Origin of the sequence: Nonomuraea longispora (genome assembly GCF_004348345.1) — a bacterium.
In the GTDB taxonomy this organism is placed as follows: Bacteria; Actinomycetota; Actinomycetes; order Streptosporangiales; family Streptosporangiaceae; genus Nonomuraea; species Nonomuraea longispora.
On record NZ_SMJZ01000189.1, the window covers coordinates 1 to 17,704 of the forward strand.

17 protein-coding genes and 2 pseudogenes are annotated in these 17,704 nt (G+C 72.1%); 7 read left to right on the forward strand and 12 right to left on the reverse strand.

Annotated features, from left to right (window positions below; genetic code table 11):
* The 9 genes and pseudogenes from E1267_RS34715 to E1267_RS34755 form a co-directional block, all read right to left on the reverse strand.
* A pseudogene (locus E1267_RS34715) lies at positions 1–417 on the reverse strand (hypothetical protein); the annotation flags it as partial.
* 75 nt (positions 418–492) lie between these two features.
* A complete protein-coding gene (locus tag E1267_RS34720) occupies positions 493–1,260 on the reverse strand; it encodes a MauE/DoxX family redox-associated membrane protein (protein WP_132339017.1) in 768 nt (255 codons plus the stop codon).
* Positions 1,261–1,270: 10 nt separating this feature from the next.
* Positions 1,271–1,867 carry a cell wall protein gene (locus tag E1267_RS34725; RefSeq protein WP_132339019.1) on the reverse strand — a complete coding sequence of 199 codons (597 nt, stop codon included), beginning with the start codon at positions 1,865–1,867 and terminating at the stop codon, positions 1,271–1,273.
* Positions 1,868–1,877: 10 nt separating this feature from the next.
* Complete coding sequence (locus E1267_RS34730) at positions 1,878–2,327, reverse strand: RlpA-like double-psi beta-barrel domain-containing protein (RefSeq protein WP_132339021.1); 450 nt, start codon at positions 2,325–2,327, stop codon at positions 1,878–1,880.
* 143 nt (positions 2,328–2,470) lie between these two features.
* Entirely contained in the window at positions 2,471–3,730 is a 1,260-nt protein-coding gene (locus E1267_RS34735) for a cytochrome P450 (RefSeq protein ID WP_132339023.1), read from the reverse strand.
* Positions 3,727–4,326, reverse strand: a complete 600-nt coding sequence (locus E1267_RS34740; RefSeq protein ID WP_132339025.1) for a GTP-binding protein — start codon at positions 4,324–4,326, stop codon at positions 3,727–3,729. The genes E1267_RS34735 and E1267_RS34740 overlap by 4 nt, the downstream gene beginning before the upstream one ends.
* Positions 4,307–4,663 (reverse strand): DUF742 domain-containing protein, encoded by a 357-nt coding sequence (locus E1267_RS34745; RefSeq protein WP_132339027.1) that lies wholly within the window; start codon positions 4,661–4,663, stop codon positions 4,307–4,309. The genes E1267_RS34740 and E1267_RS34745 overlap by 20 nt, the downstream gene beginning before the upstream one ends.
* Positions 4,660–5,070 carry a roadblock/LC7 domain-containing protein gene (locus E1267_RS34750; RefSeq protein ID WP_132339046.1) on the reverse strand — a complete coding sequence of 137 codons (411 nt, stop codon included), beginning with the start codon at positions 5,068–5,070 and terminating at the stop codon, positions 4,660–4,662. Before E1267_RS34750 ends, E1267_RS34745 begins: the two co-directional genes overlap by 4 nt.
* 84 nt (positions 5,071–5,154) lie before the next feature.
* Positions 5,155–6,678 carry a sensor histidine kinase gene (locus E1267_RS34755; RefSeq protein ID WP_246064446.1) on the reverse strand — a complete coding sequence of 508 codons (1,524 nt, stop codon included), beginning with the start codon at positions 6,676–6,678 and terminating at the stop codon, positions 5,155–5,157.
* 414 nt (positions 6,679–7,092) lie between these two features.
* Here E1267_RS34755 and E1267_RS34760 point away from each other — a divergent pair, with 414 nt between their 5' ends.
* The gene (locus E1267_RS34760; protein ID WP_181957882.1) at positions 7,093–8,130 is read left to right on the forward strand and encodes an endo-1,4-beta-xylanase; all 1,038 of its coding nucleotides are present in this window, start codon (positions 7,093–7,095) and stop codon (positions 8,128–8,130) included.
* An 84-nt stretch (positions 8,131–8,214) separates the two neighbouring features.
* Here E1267_RS34760 and E1267_RS34765 read toward each other — a convergent pair whose 3' ends face one another.
* Both E1267_RS34765 and E1267_RS34770 read right to left on the reverse strand, forming a co-directional pair.
* On the reverse strand, positions 8,215–9,447 hold the full coding sequence (locus E1267_RS34765) for an MFS transporter (RefSeq protein ID WP_132339033.1): 1,233 nt from the start codon (positions 9,445–9,447) through the stop codon (positions 8,215–8,217).
* Entirely contained in the window at positions 9,444–9,890 is a 447-nt protein-coding gene (locus E1267_RS34770; RefSeq protein ID WP_132339035.1) for a MarR family winged helix-turn-helix transcriptional regulator, read from the reverse strand. Before E1267_RS34770 ends, E1267_RS34765 begins: the two co-directional genes overlap by 4 nt.
* 258 nt (positions 9,891–10,148) lie before the next feature.
* On the opposite strand from E1267_RS34770, the gene E1267_RS34775 reads away from it, so the two are divergent.
* From E1267_RS34775 to E1267_RS34805, 6 genes are all read left to right on the forward strand, one after another.
* Positions 10,149–11,147 carry a hypothetical protein gene (locus tag E1267_RS34775; protein WP_132339037.1) on the forward strand — a complete coding sequence of 333 codons (999 nt, stop codon included), beginning with the start codon at positions 10,149–10,151 and terminating at the stop codon, positions 11,145–11,147.
* 202 nt (positions 11,148–11,349) lie between these two features.
* Positions 11,350–11,736, forward strand: coding sequence for a hypothetical protein (locus E1267_RS34780; RefSeq protein ID WP_132339038.1), 387 nt, complete (start codon positions 11,350–11,352; stop codon positions 11,734–11,736).
* Positions 11,737–11,782: 46 nt separating this feature from the next.
* Positions 11,783–12,175 carry a winged helix-turn-helix domain-containing protein gene (locus E1267_RS45940; protein WP_425465113.1) on the forward strand — a complete coding sequence of 131 codons (393 nt, stop codon included), beginning with the start codon at positions 11,783–11,785 and terminating at the stop codon, positions 12,173–12,175.
* A 211-nt stretch (positions 12,176–12,386) separates the two neighbouring features.
* Entirely contained in the window at positions 12,387–14,858 is a 2,472-nt protein-coding gene (locus E1267_RS34795) for a molybdopterin oxidoreductase family protein (RefSeq protein ID WP_132339048.1), read from the forward strand.
* On the forward strand, positions 14,855–15,337 hold the full coding sequence (locus tag E1267_RS34800; RefSeq protein ID WP_132339040.1) for a hypothetical protein: 483 nt from the start codon (positions 14,855–14,857) through the stop codon (positions 15,335–15,337). The genes E1267_RS34795 and E1267_RS34800 overlap by 4 nt, the downstream gene beginning before the upstream one ends.
* A 310-nt stretch (positions 15,338–15,647) precedes the next feature.
* Positions 15,648–17,090 carry an ankyrin repeat domain-containing protein gene (locus tag E1267_RS34805; protein WP_132339042.1) on the forward strand — a complete coding sequence of 481 codons (1,443 nt, stop codon included), beginning with the start codon at positions 15,648–15,650 and terminating at the stop codon, positions 17,088–17,090.
* Between the two features lie 77 nt (positions 17,091–17,167).
* Here E1267_RS34805 and E1267_RS34810 read toward each other — a convergent pair.
* Positions 17,168–17,704 (reverse strand): annotated as a pseudogene (locus E1267_RS34810) (hypothetical protein); the annotation flags it as partial.

Below are 17,704 nucleotides of genomic sequence, written 5' to 3' on the forward strand. Positions count from 1 at the left end.
GGGGGTCTGCTGGGCGACGATGGGGGCCGTGTCGCGGGCGTTCAGGTAGGCGTACACGCCGTAGCCGCCGCCGGCCACGAGGACCACCGCGACGGCGGCGACCAAGCCGACGATCAGCGTCTTGTTGTGCTGCTCCGGCGGAGAGCCGTACGGGATGGGGCCCGAGTAGCCGGGCGGGCCGTACGGCGAGGCGGGGACCGTCGGCGGGGCGTATCCCCCCTGGGAATGGGACCCTGCGTAGCCGCCCTGACCGCTCGGGGGAGCGTAGCCGGGCTGCTGGGGGGCGGTCTGTCCGTGACCCTGCGGTCGCTCCTGACCGGGGCCCGGTCCTTGCTCTTGCTGCGCTCCGTGGCCTTGTGCGTCCCATGGTCCTTGCGGGCCGGACTGTGGTTGCGGAGGCTGCGGAGGAAATCCCATCACCCCATTGTGGGGGAATTCATCACTTCTGTACCACCTGCCTCGGGGAAAACGCCTGCGTGGCCGGGTGCCGCGTCAGACCTGGGTCGGCTCGCGGACCAGGCTCACCCGGACGGCCGAGGGATCGTCGCCGGCGAGGGGGACGGCGAAGACCGCCGTACGCTCGCGTGCCCCGTAGACGACGAAGCGCAGCCCGTCCTCGTCCCAGGTGTCCTGGACGTCCGTGGTGAGCTGCGCGGACGCCGAGCAGTACGCGGGACTGCGGTGGAGCAGGTGCAGCGAGGCCGCCAGCGGTACGTCCCCCGCCGGGGCGGCGGTGAGGGGGCGGCGCAGCCGTACCAGGAGGCGCCGGAAGGGAACGAGCCAGTGGCGGTCCAGTTCCGCCGAGAGGGCCAGCAGCACGGCGGTCTCGGCCAGGGCGAGCGGCACGAGCGGCGGGCCGGGGTCGGCGGGCAGCGCGAGGAGGCTCGCGACGAGCAGGAACGCCGCGCGGGCGAAGGCCCGCAGGTCCACGGGACGGGAGTGGGCGCCGAGGCACCCGCACGAGGAGGCGGGCGCGGCGACGTGCGAGTAGGCCAGGTACGCGAGGAAACCCGCGCACAGCGCCGCGGCGGCCGCGGCCTCCAGCGGAAGGAGGGGTGGGAGCAGGAGGGCGGCGGCCACCGCGAGTTCTGCGAGCGCCACGAGCCGGAATGCGGGGACCGCGCGCGCCGGGCCGACCAGCCGGGCCAGGGCGGTGTGCCCGGCCCTCGCCCGCATCCGTCGGCTGAGCAGTTTCATCAGGCCCGCCCAGACCAGGAAGAGGGCGATCACGTACGGCTGCGACGCGGCGATCCCGTGCATGTGGACGCTCCTAGTGGGGTGAGAAGACGGTGGCGATGTCGACTTCGTTCGTGTCGGGCCGCCAGGCGCCGAGGATCTGCACGTGCTGGCTCACTTTCAGCATCGACAGGTCGGCGGACGGCGGCGCGTCGGAGCGGATCGCGACGGACTTCCCGGCAATGACGTGACAGAGCACTTCCTTGCCGTGGTGGTCGAGGTGGAGGGTCTGGTCCTTGATGTTCGTGATGTGGCCCTTGATGTTGACGATGTTGAGCCACACGGACTCGGCGGCGAGCTCGCCGTCCGGCATGCGCACGCCGCGGGCGTAGAGGCCGTCGCCGGGCTTGGCCTGGTCGAACGGTACGGGGCCCAGCTTCCACAGGCTGGTGCCGTCGACGACCCTGATGCGGTGGAACACCGCGTTGGAGCCCAGGACGAGGAGCGTGTTGTCCTTGATCGAGCGGATCCGGCCCTCGGCGAAGTCGGGGTCCGGGGCTCCGGGTTCGAGCTCGGGGCCGGAGGCGGCGAAGGCGGCCTCCGGGCCGAGGGAGCCGAGCGCGGTGGCGGCGACCACGCCGGCCCCGCCGCCGAGCACGGCGGACTTCAGCAGGTCTCTTCTGCTTCTCATCGCCTGCCTCCTATCCGGTCGCGATCTCGCACGGCCGCAGGCCGGTGGAGAGGCTGGCGATGCGGCTGTAGGCCGCGGGGGTGAGGTCGATCAGCCGGTTGTTCGCGCAGGTCGAGCCGCAGCAGCTGCGCTCGCCGCAGAACAGGTCGGTCTGCGGGCCGCAGTCGGCGATCGCGGTGACGACGCTGGCGCCGCCGCACAGGGACGTGGTGCGGTGCCTGAACCCGCAGGTTCTGCGGGAGAGGCTGACGCCGCAGCTGTCGGGGCGGGTGATCGCCCAGCAGGCGTCGGAGGCGTTCGGCCAGGCGTGCTGCAGGCTTCCCGAGTTGCAGGTGCCGCAGGCGCCCTTTCCTGTGCTGCTGCACGGTCCCCATGCGGTGCCGCAGCAGAACCAGGAGACTTCTCCCTGGACGGGGCCGAGTAAGTCGGCGGGCGGGTCGGTGGACGGGTTACGCGCCATGCGCGTCCTCCTAGGGGGTGGGCTCCGGACGAACCTTGAGGAGGTACTGAAACTTTCCGACTCGATCTATGAGTACCATGTAAGGATTTTTCGTCAATATCCCAATTGAGTCGGTATTCGTCCGGTATGGTGCGCCGCTGGAGTCAACCGGCGTCCCAGGAACCCGGCCGCGGAGCCGTGGGGCTGAAGACCACCGGCAACGTCTCCAGGTTCCGCATCCACAACGACCGCCGCCACCGCAGCGCGTCCGGCGAGACCGCGAGGTCCACGTCGGGCAGCCGGTCGAGCAGCACCTCGACCGCCGCCTCGGCGATGACCTCGCCGAGCTCCGGCGCGGGATACGGGCAGCTGTACTCTCCGTGCCCGAACGACATGTGGGCCCGGTTCGCGCCGGGCTCGTACTCGTCGGCCGGCTGCACCCGCGGATCGGCGTTGGCGGCGGCCAGGCCGAGCACCAGCAGGTCGCCCTTGCGGATGCGGCGCCCGCCCAGCTCGCAGTCCTGGGTCGCCCAGCGGCCCGGCGCGGTGCGCAGGGGCGGATCGCGCCACAACACCTCGTTCATGGCCTGCCCGACGCTGCTGCGCCCGCCCTGCAAAGTGATCGAGAACCGGTCGTTGACCAGCATGAGCCGGAGCGTGTTGCCGATCCATCCCGCGGTCGGGGTGTTGGCCACGACGAGCATCACCCCGAGATCCAGATCCGCCTCCTCGTCGCTGAGCTCCGCCGGATGGGCGATCAGCCGCGAGGCGATGTCGTCGCCCGGGACCTCACGCTTGGCGGCCATGAGCGTGCTCATCCTGTCGCGGAGCCAGGTGTAGGCGGCGAAGGTCTCGCTGGTGGCGTCGAGCACCACGTTGACGTTGGTGACCACGTCATCCATGTCGGCCTCGGGCATCCCCATGAGCCGGGCGATGACCTGGGCGGGGATCCGTCTGGCGTACTGGGTGACCAGGTCGGCCTTGCCGTCCCCGGCGAAACCGTCGATCAGCCGGTCGGACACCTGCTCCGCCAGCATGGCCAGCTCCGTACGGTCGACGGCGTCCATCGCGTCGCCGATCGCCCCCGTACGCCGCTGCCGTTCGGCGCCCTCGGCGAACAGCACGGTCGGCTGCCAGCGGAAGGTCGCCATCAGTGGCCCGTCGGCGGGCACATGCTCCCACACGTTCCAGCGCCGGGAGTCGCGGCCGAACAGGTGCGGCATGCCGAAGACGTGGTGCAGTTCGCGGTAGCCGATCACGAACCACGCGGGTACGCCGTCGTCGAGCAGCACCGGCACCACCGTGCCGTGCTCGCGCCTGAGCCGCTGGTAGAACTCGTCCGGATCCTCGTCGAGTGCGGGCCCGTGGAGCGGCACGGCGTCGGCGTGGTCGGGGTAGCCGGACAGCGCGGCGTTCTCCGTCATGAGGGGGGCTCCTGGGCAGGGGCGTACCAGGTGGTGAGGTGGCGCAGCAGCGTGACGAGCACGTCCTTGCCGGAGTGCCGGAGCCGGGCGTCGCAGTCGACGAGCGGCACCGATGGCGGCAGCGACAGCGCATCGCGTACGGCGTCCAGGCAGGGCCCTCGGGTGAACCGGTTGACCGCCACGACGAACGGCATGCGGTGGTGTTCGAGCCGGTCGATGGAATACCACGAGTCCTGCAGCCTGCGGGTGTCCACCAGGACGATCGCGCCCAGGCTGCCCGAGAAGAGCTGGTCCCAGACGTACCAGAAGCGCTGCTGGCCGGGCGCCCCGAACAGGTAGAGCACCTTGCTCTCCGTCAGGGTGATCCGGCCGAAGTCGAAGGCCACCGTGGTGGTGGTCTTGCCGCGCACCCGGCGGGTGTCGTCGATGCCGACGCCCGCCTCGGTCATGACCTCCTCGGTGCTGAGGGGGCGGATCTCGCTCACCGCGCCGACCATGGTCGTCTTGCCCACCCCGAAGCCGCCCACGACCACGATCTTCAGCGCGTCCGCGGCGGTCGCGCGCAGGGGCGCGCGCTCAGATGTTCTGGAGGGCAACCAGCACCTCCTTCAGCAGCTCAGGACTCGGGCGGCCGGCTGAGCGCGGCGCGGACGGATGGCGTACGGTGATCCGGCCCGTGTCCAGCAGGTCGCACAGCAGGATCTTCACCACGCTGACCGGCAGCCGCAGCTGCGCGGACAGTTCCACCACCGCCATCGGCCGCCGCGTCAGCCGGAGGATCTTCACGTGCTCCGACTGCATGCCGGGGGTGGGCTCGCACTCGCCGACGATGAGCGACACCGTGTCGAAGGCGCTCTCGTCGGCGTGGGTCCGTCCTCCTGTGATCATGTAGAGCCGGTCGGGCGCCTCGTCGTCGACGGGCCGCTGCCTCATCTGGTACCGCCGGCCGCCGGTCGCGGCGCCGCGCTGAGATAGGTGCCGATCTGCTCGACCAGCTCGTTCATGTTGTGGCCGACCAGGCCGACGTCGGCGTCCTCTCCGGCGACCACGGCCAGGTGGGCGCCCGCGCCCGCCGGCACGATCAGCAGCAGGCCGCCGGGGAACTCCACCATCGCCTGCCCGGACCCGACGGTGGTGCCGAACTCGGCCGACGCGCTCACGGACAGGCTCTGGATCCCGGAGGCCAGCGCGGCGAGCTGGTCGGCGCGGTCCTGGTCGAGCCCCGGGGTGTGGCAGAGCTTGAGCCCGTCCCTGGTCAGGACCAGCACGTGGGCGATGCCGGGAGTTTTCTGCCTGAGGTTGTCCAGCAGCCAGTCGAGGCTTGCGTCCGTGGTGGTCAAGGCGTCCGTTGAGTTCATCGGGAAAGATGGGGCGCGCGTCCCGCACGTCGGCCCCTGCCTCCTATCTGTGAATCGAAAAGCCGGTCAGGAGTCGGGGTCCGGGGTGCGCCCGCGCCCGCCGGCCTGGCGGAACGCGGCGAGCCTGGCGGCCGGGTCGCTGCCGTCCCGTACGGGCTCGGCGGCCTGGGCGGGGCTGGCCCTGGTGTCTTCGGCGAGGGTCTGGCCGCGGCGCCGCTTGGGCAGCGCCGCCTGGAGCTCGTCCTCCTCGGCCGCCGCGGACGGCGGCCCAGAGGCGGGCCCAGAGGCGGGCCCGGAAGTGGGTACGGCGGTGAGCACAGGGGCAGGCGCGGCGGGTGGCCCGTCATCGGGGCGCGGCTGGCTGATCAGGCGGCGCGGGATCAGCACCACGACGCCGGTGCCGCCTCTGGCCGACGGCCGGAAGCTCACCATCAGCCCGTACTTGTCGACCAGGCGGCCCACCACCGCCAGACCCAGCCTGGTGCCCGACAACATCCGCAGGTCGACCGGCTCGGACACCAGCTTGGCCGCGCGGTGCCGTTCCCGGGAGCGCATGCCGAGGCCGCTGTCCTCGATGGTGACCACGACGCCGTTGTCCTCTTCCTCGACGTACACGTGGACCTCGGTGCCGTGGGCGGAGAAGGCGGCCGCGTTGTCCATCAGCTCGGCCAGTGTGTGCATCACGCCCTCGGCGGCGTACCCGGCGACCGCGACCGTGCTGGTCGAGTGGAGCCGGACGCGCCGGTAGGCGCCGATGCGGCCCATGGCGCCGCGCAGGACGCTCTCCATCGTGATGGGCCTGGTCCACCTGCGTCCTGAACGGCCGCCGCTGAGCAGGGCGATGTTGTCGGCCAGCCGGCCCAGCTGGGAGACCCGGTGGTCCAGGTCGAGCAGGTCGGCGAAGACGTCCTCCTGGTCGCCGTGGCGTTCCTCCAGTTCGCGCAGGCGGGCGAGCAGGCTGGTCGCCTGGGCCTGGACGCGGGCGGCGGCGCCGGCACAGGCGCGCATCGCCGCCGTGCCCTTGCGCTCGCCCTCGCCGATCTGCCGTGCCGTCTCGCTCAGCAGCCCGCGCAGCGGGTTGTGCACCGGCTGGCGCATCTCCTGGAGCGCGGCGTCCACCGGCTGGTGGCCCGTCTGTACGCGTTTGACCAGCTCGGGCAGTGCCTCGTCGGCCAGCCTGACGACCTCGGCCTCCAGCGACGCGCCGGCCGCGCGGGCTGCGGCGGCCTCGCGGGCCAGCAGGTCGAGCTCGTGGCCCGCCGCTTTGGCCAGCCGCTGGAGCAGCTCGTCGGACGGCTGCGCGACCCTCGCGAGCGCGTCGACCGTGGGTACGCCCTCGCGCACCTGGCCGCCGAGCTCCGGCAGGGTCTCCTCGCCCAGCCGCAGGATCTCCCGTTCCAGCAGGGCGATCCGCTGCCCGGCCTGCCCTGCCTGCTCGCGGAGGGCACCGGTCGCGGCCCGCTGGTGGGCGAGCGCGGCGGCGGCGCAGGACAGCAGGGCCGCCGCCACCCCGCCGACGGCCGCCACCAGACCCGCGGCGCCGGCCGGGGCCGCGGAGATCGCCCAGAGGCAGGCGGGCACCGTGACCACCAGTCCCCCGGGTAACGCGAGGGCGGCGTGGTGCCGCGGGGTGAAGGTTCGCGGAGCGGGGGGACGTGCAAGTGCCATTCGGTGGTCCTCAAGGCCGTGACGGCCAGGCGAGCGAGTCGAACCAGGTGTTCCTGCCGGGGGAACGCTGTGTTGCCGCCTCGCGACTGATCGCGTAGCAGGCTGGGGGACAAACCGTAGCATCGGTGCCCGGTTAAGAACAGACAGCAACGCCGTAACCTCACGCCTCACCTGTATCACCACAAGATCGACATTTCTCCGGCGACGTGGACGGGGTGTTGACGGGGGCGTGCCCAGCGCTTACGTTTCCGGCGACCCCTGCGAAAATATCGCCACATATCAGAAAATTTCGGACTCGCGGGTCACCCCAGCATCGCTTCGCATCGGAGGTCGCCGGTGAAGCCCCTCATCATCGCCCTGGCGTTCGTGCTCGCCCTGCCCGCTCCCGCGTACGCCGGTCCGCGCCCGCCGCGTGACCTGCGGGACCTGGCCCACCAGCACGGCATCAAAATCGGCACCGCCGTCGACATCGCCGCCCTGCGCGGCGAGGCCGACTACCGCAAGGTGCTCAACCACCAGTTCAACCACGTCACCGCCGAGAACGCGATGAAGTGGGAGTCCGTCGAGCCGGAACGCGGCAGGCACACCTGGGCCGACGCGGACGCCCTGGTCCACAACGCCCACCGCAACCGCCAGCGCGTACGCGGCCACACCCTCGTCTGGCACAACCAGCTCCCGGCGTGGCTGACCGAAGGCGTCGCCGACGGCTCGATCACCCCGCGCGAGCTGAAGCGGATCCTGCGCGACCACATCATCACCCAGGTCCGCCGCTACAAGGGCAAGATCAGGGCGTGGGACGTGGTCAACGAGGTCGTGGAGGAGGACGGCAGCCTGCGGCAGAACATCTGGCTGACCCATCTCGGCCCCGGCTACGTCGCCGACGCATTCCGCTGGGCCCACCGCGCCGACCCGCACGCCAAGCTGTACATCAACGACTACAACCTCGAATGGAACGCCCCCAAGATCGAGACCACTTTCTCCCTCGTCAAGGATCTCCAGGCGCGCGGCGTGCCCGTCCACGGCGTCGGCTTCCAGGGGCACCTCGGCATCCAGTACGACTACCCGGGCGACTGGGCGAACGTCATGCGCCGCTTCGCCGACCTCGGCCTGGAGATCGCGGTCACCGAGCTGGACGTGCGCATGGTGCTGCCCGTGACGCCCGAGAAGCTGGCCACCCAGGCCGACTACTACCGCCGGGCGCTCACCGACTGCCTGAGCGTCAAGGCATGCAAGGAGTTCACCGTCTGGGGCTTCACCGACCGCCACTCGTGGGTGCCGGGATGGTTCGACGGCGAGGGGGCGGCGTGCCTGCTGGACGAGAACCTGGCGCCGAAGCCCGCCTACCGTGCCCTGCTCGGCGTACGGGCGCGGTGACCTGCCCCGCGGCGTGCGCGCCTCGATGAACCGAGCCTGAGCTGGGCGCGGCGAGCCGTGCCGGAGCGCTGGAGGTCGGCGACCTCAGCTCGCGGTGGCTCCGGCCGGTTCGCCCGCCCGGGCGTCGGCCTCGGCCTGGTTGCGCTCGGCGCGCGCCAGGTCGCCGTGACCGGTGGCGAGAACGGCGATGCCGAGCAGGATCGCGCAGCCGCCGATGACGAACGGCACGTGCACGTTGACGTGCTCGGCCAGCTTGCCGGCCGCGAACGGCGCCAGGCCGCCGCCGATGAAGCGCACGAACCCGTACGCCGCCGAGGCCACCGGCCGCTCCACGGGCGCGACCATCATCACGGCCTGGGTGGTCAGCGTGTTGTTCACGCCGATGAACACACCGGCGACGATCACCGCGGTGACCAGGACCGGGCGGCTGCCGGTGAAGGCGGCGATGACGAGGACGACGACGGCGAACAGCGCGAGGTTGCCGTAGAGCGTACGGGCCAGGCCGAACTTCCGCTGCAGCCACGGGGCGCCCGCCACCGAGAAGATCGCGACCATCAGGCCCCAGCCGGTGAAGACGAGCCCGAGGTGGACGGCGTCCAGTTCCATCGGGAAGGGGGCGTAGCCGAGCACGGTGAAGAAGCCCCAGTTGTAGCAGAGCGCCGTCAGGCTCATGACCAGCAGGCCGCGGTGGCGCAGAGCCTTGATCGGGTCGAGGAGCGAGGTTTTTCGCGCAGGTCTGGGCTGGGGGCGTACCAGCAGGATGGTCGCGATCAGGGCGACCGCCATCAGCACCGCGACGCCGTAGAACGGGCCGCGCCAGCTGATGTGGCCGAGCGCGCCGCCGAGCAGTGGGCCGACCGCTATGCCGAGGCCGAGCGCGGCTTCGTACAGGATGATCGCGCCGGAGAAGCCGCCGCTGGCGGCGGCCACGATGACGGCGAGCGAGGTGGCCACGAACAACGCGTTGCCGAGGCCCCAGCCGGCGCGGAAGCCGATGATGCCGCCGATGCTCCCTGAGCTGCCGGCGAGCGCGCTGAAGACGACGATCAGCACCAGTCCGGCGATCAGGGTCCACTTGGCGCCGATGCGGCTGGACACCCAGCCGGTGACCAGCATGGCGACCGCCATCACCACGAGGTAGCTGGTGAACAGCAGCGTCACCTGGCTCGGCGAGGCGTTCAGGTCGGCGGAGATCGCGGGCAGGATCGGGTCGACGAGCCCGATGCCCATGAAGGAGATGACGCACGCGAACGCCACCGCCCACACGGCCTTGGGCTGGCGGAACGGGCTGCCCGCCGTCGCGTTGGTCCGCGTCATCCGGCGGCCCCCTGGGACGGCGGCGCGGTGTCGAGCGCGCGGGCGGTGAGCCGTTCGAGCGCGGGAAGGGCTGCGGCGATGGCGGCGCGGTCGGCTTCCGAGAGCTCGGCGAGCAGCTCCGCCAGGCGCTTGGCCTGCATGGTGCGCCGCCTGGCCAGCTCCGCCCGCCCGTGCTCGGTGATGGCGACCACGACCACGCGCCCGTCCGCCGGTTCGGCGCGTCGCTCGGCCAGCGCCTCGCGCTCCAGCCGGGAGACGAGCTGGGTCATGGCGGGCTGGGTGACGCCTTCGAGTGCGGCCAGGTCGGTGAGCCGGCGCGAGCCGAGGCGTTCCAGGTTAGCCAGGGTGGAGAGCGCGGTGATCGACAGGTCTCTGGGGACATCGATCAGGCGCATCATGGTCCTGACCCGCCCGAGCCCGGCGGCCAGCTCAAGGTGACTCATGGGTGCGGAATCCATAAGCCCTTTATATCAACTGCTCATATAAGTCGCTTATGGAAGTGGTGCGCGAACACCGTCACCTTCGCCTCGGGGCTGGTCAGGCGCTCCCAGTCGAGCCGCTCGTACACCCTGATCGCCGGCACGTGCCGATCCTGGGTCGCCGAAGGCCGGCTGGCCGCTCTTGAGTCGGCTACTTGCAGATTTTACTCGACTGAGTTATTTTTTACCTATCCAAGTAACCAACAGGGCGGGAGTCATGCCATGACCGGGTCACCGGTGAAGGGACGCAAGAGAGCCGCGTGGACGCTGGTCGCGCTGGCGCCGATATGCGCGGAGATGACGTTCGGCGCGCTTCCGCTCAGCATGATCTGGGTGCTGCCGCTGCTGGTGCCGATGTACGGCGCGGGCGTGCTGCTGATCAGGGAGGCGGTGCGGCGCGCCGGGGGCGGCTGGCCGAGCCTGCTCGTGCTGGCCCTGGTGTACGAACTGGCCGAGGACGGCATCGGGCTCCAGGCGCTGACCAGTCCCAATCTCTACCAAGCCGCCGAGTGGGGGCCTCGCGTGCTGGGCCTCAACACGGCCTACTGGGAGTCGCAGATCGGCTACCACGCCGTGTTCAGCGTGATGATCCCGATCATGCTCACGGACCTCATCCATCCGGCCCACCGTGACCGCCCCTACCTGCGCCGGGGCGGGCTGATCGGCGTCGGCGCCGTCGCGGTGCTCGGCGTGGCCATGTTGCGGCTGTTCATCCCGCCGACCATGGACCCGGGTTACCAGGCGCCGCTGCCGGCGCTGGCCGCGTTCGCCCTGGCGTGCGTGGTGCTCTCCGTGATCGCCCTGAAGGTGCTGCCCGGACGTACGCCGCCGCCCCCGGCCGGCACGAGGGCGCCGAAGCCCGTCGTCGTCGGTCTGATGGGCGCGTTCGCCACCGTGGTCTTCCTCGGCCTGCTGATCCCGATCATCCCGCCGCCCGCCGGCGGAAGGGGCTGGTGGGCGCTCGGGCCGATGGCCCTGGCCGCCGCCCTCGCCGTCGTCGCCGGCCTGCTGCTCCACCGCTGGTCCGCCTCCGGCTGGACGGACGCGCACCGCATCTGGCTGGCCGGCGGCGCGCTGGTGGGCCACACGCTGTTCGGCTCCGCCGTCATGGCCACGACCACCTTCGACCGCGTGGGCCTGATCGTCCTGGCCGTGGTCACGGCGCTGCTGCTGGCCCTGCTGGGGCGCCGCGTCGCGAACCGGCTCGTACCTCTGGGCTGACCCGACCCGGGGGTGCCGCCACCCCCGTGGCGCGGTGGTGGTGGCGGAAGCAGGGGCCGGGGCTTCCCGTCATGGTCACCAAGCAGCGGTGGTCCCTAGTGTGTCCGATATGTCCGGCAAATGCCCGATCGTTGTCCTGGCTCGCCCGTCCGAGCGGCGGCGAGACTGAGCCCCCACGAGGAACTGTTCACGGAGGCACACGATGGGTGAGCGCAAGAGGATCGGCCTGGCCGTGGTGGGGTCGCTGGCGGTGTGCGCCGCCATGGCGACCGCGGCGACCCCCGCGGCGGCGGGAACGGCGGCGGCGAGCTGCTACGCGAGCAGCGGGAACCTGTACTGCGACAACGCCCCCGCCGCGATCTACGCCGCGCCGCGCTACAGCCGGCCCAACGGCAACCCGGAGCGGGTCGTCGACCGCCTGCTCACGACGCACAGTTACTTCAAGTGTTACGTGACAGGCCAGCAGCACGGCGGCGGCAACAACGTCTGGTACCACACGTACGGCGACCAGACGGGGGCCTGGGGATACGTGGCGGCGGCCAACGTGTACACCTCGGTCGATCCGTACCCGGGAGTGTCGCGCTGCTGACCGGCGCGGAAGCAGGCGCGGGCCGAAAAGGGCGCTCGCGGCCCTCCTGCTGAACGCCGGCCACGCGGTGACCGTCGACCGCCTCGTGGACATCGTGTGGGAGAAGCCGCCGGCCTCGGCCCGCCGCCAGATCCAGGACCTGGTGTCGAGGCTGCGGCCGGCCCTCGCCGACGCCGGCGCGGACAACGCCGTCATCACCACCGTACGCGGCGGCTACGCCTCGCACCGGCAGGCCGTCGCCTGTTTCGCGCGGGCCCTCGAACTGCTGGGCCATGTCGGCGACCGGTACGGCAAGGCGGAGACGCTGCTCCTACTCGGCGACGCCTACAAGGCCATCGGCGAGCCCGGCGAGAGCGTGCGCGCCTGGCAGGAGGCCTGCGAAGTCCTCGTCGAGCTGAACCACCCCGACGTCGAGCGGGCGCTCACCCGGCTCGACTGATCCGAGCGGCTCGTTGCGCGCGCAGCGGCGCGACCTGGGTGCGGACGTGGCGACCCGGGCCGGGCGGCGGGGGATGCGGCGCGGTGACGCCGGTCAGGGTGGATCCGGCTGCTCCGGCGGTATGCCGCGCCTTGGCGGGGTAGGGGTGCGGCTTGATCAGGAGCACCCGTGCGAAAGCGCCGGGGATGCTCGCCGTCGTCCGGGGAGAGGCATGCCGAGAGTGGACAGGATCGCAGAGCCGTGGGGGACACGTACGCCGTACGGGCCGGGGGAGCCGTGGCCGGTCAGGGTGGACGAGTTCCTGGAGGACGGCGTCCGCGCGGAGGACGTCGACCGCTGGGTGCAGAGCGCGTCCATCCTGCACAGCAACGGCGACGGCCTGGACATCGCGGTGAAGGGCGGGCGCATCGTGGGGGTGCGCGGGCGCGCCGGGGACCGCGTCAACCACGGCCGGCTGGGCCCCAAGGACCTGTACGGCTGGCAGGCCGGCAACGCCCCCGACCGGCTCGTCCGCCCCTTGGTCCGTGACGGCGGGCGGCTCGTCGAGGCCGACTGGGACACGGCGATGGACCGGATCGTCCGGCGCACCAGGGAACTGCTCGACGAGCAGGGGCCCAGCGCGCTCGGCTTCTACACCACCGGCCAGTTGTTCCTGGAGGAGTACTACACCCTCGCGCTCCTCGCGCACGGCGGGCTCGGCACCAACCACGTCGACGGCAACACCCGTCTGTGCACGGCGACGGCCGCGGCGGCGCTCAAGGAGTCGTTCGGCTCCGACGGCCAGCCCGGCTCCTACACCGACGTCGACCACGCCGACGTCATCGCGTTGTACGGCCACAACATGGCCGAGACCCAGACCGTGCTCTGGACCAGGATCCTCGACCGGCTCGCGGGGCCGAACCCGCCCGCCGTCATCTGCGTCGATCCGCGCAGGACGCCGGTCGCGGAGGCGGCCACCGTGCACCTGGCCAACCGCCCCGGCACGAACGTCGCCCTCATGAACGGCATCCTGCACGAGATCCTCGCCCACGGCTGGATCGACGGGCGGTACATCGAGGACCACGTGGTCGGGTTCGACGAACTGCGCGAGCGGGTCGAGCAGTACCCACCCGACCGGGTGGCGCGCATCTGCGACATCCCCGAGGAGCGGCTCCGCGAGGCCGCCCGGCTGATCGGCACGGCGCGGCGGCTGCTCTCCACCGTGCTGCAGGGCTTCTACCAGGCGCATCAGGCGACGGCCGCGTCCGTTCAGGTCAACAACGTGCATCTCGTACGCGGCATGCTCGGCCGGCCCGGCTGCGGCGTGCTGCAGATGAACGGGCAGCCGACCGCCCAGAACACGCGCGAGTGCGGAGCCGACGGCGACCTGCCCGGCTTCCGCAACTGGTCGAACGACGCGCACGTCGCGGACCTCGCCCGCATCTGGAACGTCGACCCGCTGGACATCCCGCACTACGCGCCGCCCACCCACGCCATGCAGATGCTCCGGTACGTCGAGGAAGGCTCCATCCGGTTCCTCCACGTCATCGGCACGAACCCGGCGGTGTCGCTGCCCGAGCTGCACCGCGTCCGCTCGATCCTCTCCCAGGACCGGCTCTTCCTGGTCGTGCAGGACATCTTCCTGTCCGAGACCGCCCAGCTGGCCGACGTGGTCCTGCCGGCGGCGACGTGGGGTGAGAAGACCGGCACGTTCACGAACGTCGACCGCACCGTCCACCTGTCGGAGCGGGCCGTGGACCCGCCCGGCGAGGCCCGCCCCGACCTCGACATCTTCCTCGACTACGCCCGGCGGCTCGGCCTCACGGACAAGGACGGGGCGCCGCTGGTGAAGTGGAACGACGCCGAGGGCGCGTTCGAGGCGTGGAAGGAGTGCAGCCGAGGCCGGCCGTGCGACTACACCGGCCTGTCCTACGCCCGGCTGCGCGGCAGCGGCGGCATCCAGTGGCCGTGCGACGACGAGCATCCCGGCGGCGGCGAGCGGCTCTACGCCGGCGGCCGGTTCTGGAGCGCCCCCGACCAGTGCGAGAGCTACGGGCGCGACCTCGTCACCGGCGCGCCCGTCTCCCCGACCGAATATCGCGCGCTCAACCCGTCGGGCAAGGCCATCATCAAGGCGGCCGCGTACGTCGAGCCGCACGAGCCGCCCGGCGAGGCGTACCCCTTCTGGCTCACCACCGGCCGCACCCTGTACCACTTCCACACCAGGACCAAGACCGCGAAGGCGCCGCAGCTCCAGCGGGCGGCTCCGGAGTCGTGGGTGGAGATGTCCGAGGCCGACGCGCGGCGGTGCGGATTCGCCGAGGGCGACCTGCTCGCGGTGGAGACGGTCAGGGGAGAGGTACGCGCCCGCCTGCGGGTCAGCGGCATCCGGGACGGAGTGCTCTTCCTGCCGTTCCACTACGGCTACTGGGATCAGCCCGGCGGCCACGAACCGGAGAAGGGCCGGGGCGGCGCCGCCAACGAGCTGACCCTCACCGACTGGGATCCCGCCTCCAAACAGCCGATCTTCAAGACCGCCGCGGCCCGCGTGTCGCTGGTCGAACGGGGGCGAGGCGAGCCGTCGAAGGCCCCCACCACCACGGCGTCCAGACCGGTCACGGCGCCGCGCGACGTGCCGGGCACGCGGGGCGGCACGGACGCGGAGGCCGAGGAGTCCGTCATCACGACAGGAGGCGCGTCATGAAGTTCGACCTCGTGCTCCGCGAGCTGCACCGCTCGGAGAACGAACTGGCGCACGTCCTGCTGCGCCTGTCGGAACGCCACAAGGCCGACCACGAGACGTACCACGTCGCGCGTGACCTCGTCGGCTGGTGCCACGATCACATCCGCGAGCTGGCCCGCGCGGGCAAGGACTACGGGCTGGACCTGGATCCCTCGCCGGCGAGCGACACCACGCTCATGCGGGCCGTGCGCGAGAAGGCCGCCGAGTGGCTGGGCCGCGCGCCCGAGCTCTCGCTGCTGCTGCTCGCCGACTTCCGGCACCTCTACCTCGTCGCCTCGGGGGTCTCCCTCGACTGGGAGCTGCTCGCCCAGGCCGCCCAGGGGGCGCGGCGCAAGGATTTGCTGGCGCTCGCCCAGCGCTGCCATCCGGAGACCCTGAGGCAGATGCGCTGGGCGAACGCCCGGCTGAAGGACTCGTCGACGCAGGCGCTGGTGAGCTGACCGTGTGCGCCGCCCCTGACGAAAGTCAGGGGGCTAGCTGGTCTCTCCGGCACGCGCGCCCGCGATGACCGGGGCGGCGGTGTGCCGCAGGAAGTCGTCGGTGAAGGGCTGGCTGAGCAATGCCACGGCGCGCTGTCTCCGGCCGGCTGTGCGCGGGCCGCGAGACGGCGTACGCTGGACGGTGCGCGCTCAGGACGCCACCGGTCCGCGGAAAGGGCCAAGCCCACCTGACGGTCACCGTGTTTCCCCGGCCCGACCTCTTTTCCGGCCTGACCATGCGGACATCAGGCCAGACGGAAAGGAGGCCGTCGTGCCCATCTACCGCCTGCCCGACCACCCTCGCATCGACCGGCTCCGCAAGCAGGCCAAGACCCTCCTCCAGCAGGTCAGGGTGGGTGTACCCGAGGCGCGCGGGCTCGTCGCGGAGTTCCATCCCCGCCCGCCGCGGATCCTGCGGCTGTCCGACGCGCAGCTCGTCACCGCCCGCATGTACGGCTTCCCCAGCTGGCCCAGGCTGAAGGAGCACATCGGCACCGTCGAGCGGTACACCCGCTCGCCGCACCGGGTCGCGCCGCGCGAAGACCCGCCGGAGGAGGTCCTGCGGACCGCCTGCCTCACGTACGGCCCGAACGACCGGGGCGAGGCCGGCCCGCTGCTCGCCCGGGACCCCCGCCTGTCCACCGCGAACGTCTTCACCATGGCGGCCACCGGCTCCGCCCGCGCCCTGGCCGGCGCGCTGGCCGCGGACCGCGGGCTCGCCCGCGCGCAGGGAGGCCCTTTCGGGTGGGAGCCGCTGCTGTACCTCGCCTACGCGCGCCTCGACCCGCCCGGCCGGCCCGTGGAGGCGGCCAGGCTCCTCCTCGACCACGGCGCCGACCCGAACGCCGGATTCCTGTGGGACGGGCTGACCACCCCGTTCACCGCGCTCACCGGCGCGTTCGGCGGCGGGGAGGGCGACCGGCCGCCGCACCCGAGCGGTCCCGAACTGGCCAGAGTGCTCCTGGAGGCGGGAGCCGACCCCAACGACGGCCAGACCCTCTACAACCGCGGGCTCGCCGGCTCCTTCACCGACGACACCGCCCACCTGGAGCTGTTGCTGGAGTTCGGCCTGGGGCGCGGGGACGGCGGGCCCTGGCACGTACGGCTGGGGCCGACGCTGTCGTCGCCGGGGCAGCTCATGCGCGACGAACTCGCCACTGCCGCGCTGCGGGGCGGCCCCCGGCGGGCCCGGCTGCTGCTGGCGCATGGCGCCGAGGTGGACGGGCTCGGCAGGCATCCGGCGTTCGGGGGGCGTACGCCGTACGCGCTGGCCGTGCTGAACGGGCACACCGAGGTCGCGCAGCTCCTCGCCGCGGCGGGCGCCTCGACCGAACTCGACCGTACGGACGCCTTCACCGCCGCCTGCATGCGCGCCGACGGGGACGCGGTGGCGGCGTGCGGCCGGGAAGCGCTGACCCAGGCGCTTGCCCGCACCCCCGACCTGATCAACCGGGCGGCCGAGCAGCGCGAACCCGCGACGGTACGCCTGCTGGCGGACCTCGGCTTCGACGTGAACCACCTGCGTCGCGCCACCCCGCTGCACGCGGCGGCCTGGAACGACGACGTGGAAACCGCCACGGTGCTCGTCGAACTCGGGGCCGACCTCACGATCAGGGACACCGAGCACGACGCGACCCCGCTCGGCTGGGCCGAACACGGCGGCAAGCGGCACGTGGCGGCGTACCTGCGAAGCGCGGCATCACCCGGCCGCTGACCCACCGGAAACGGTCTTCCGGATCTCGGTTCCCGGCAACGGGCCGGGGGCTCCGGCCTGCCCCCGCGGGCGGACCTTCACGACCGGGCAGGCCGGGCACGACGTGCGAGCCGGCCGCTGAGGGCCGCTGCGGCGCAGCAGACCCCGGCGACCACGATCGCCGCCGTCAGCACGACCGCCGCGCTCCAGCCACCGATCTCGACGACCCACAGGTACGCCGGCGCCCCGAGCAGCGTGCCGAGGCTGCCCAGCTGCGTCACCGCCCCTACGCCCCAGGAGATGCGATCGCCGGCCACCGCAGGCAGGGCCGCGAACACCGCCGAGACGGCCAGCCCGTTGACCGCCAGCACGGCGGCCGCGCAGACGGACGCCACCGCCACCGGCGTTTCCAGGAAGACACCGGCCGTCGACGGGATCATGAGCAGCGCCGCCATGACCAGCCGGCTCGGCCGGACCCCGGCGGCCAGCGCCACTCCTGCCGCCAGGCTGCCCACCACACTGGCCGCCGACACCAGCCCGGCCAGCACGCTCGCCTCCGACCCGGGCACGTCCCACTCGGCCGCCAGGTACGCCGGCAGCACGGTCACGACACTCACCCCGACCAGCGCGACCAT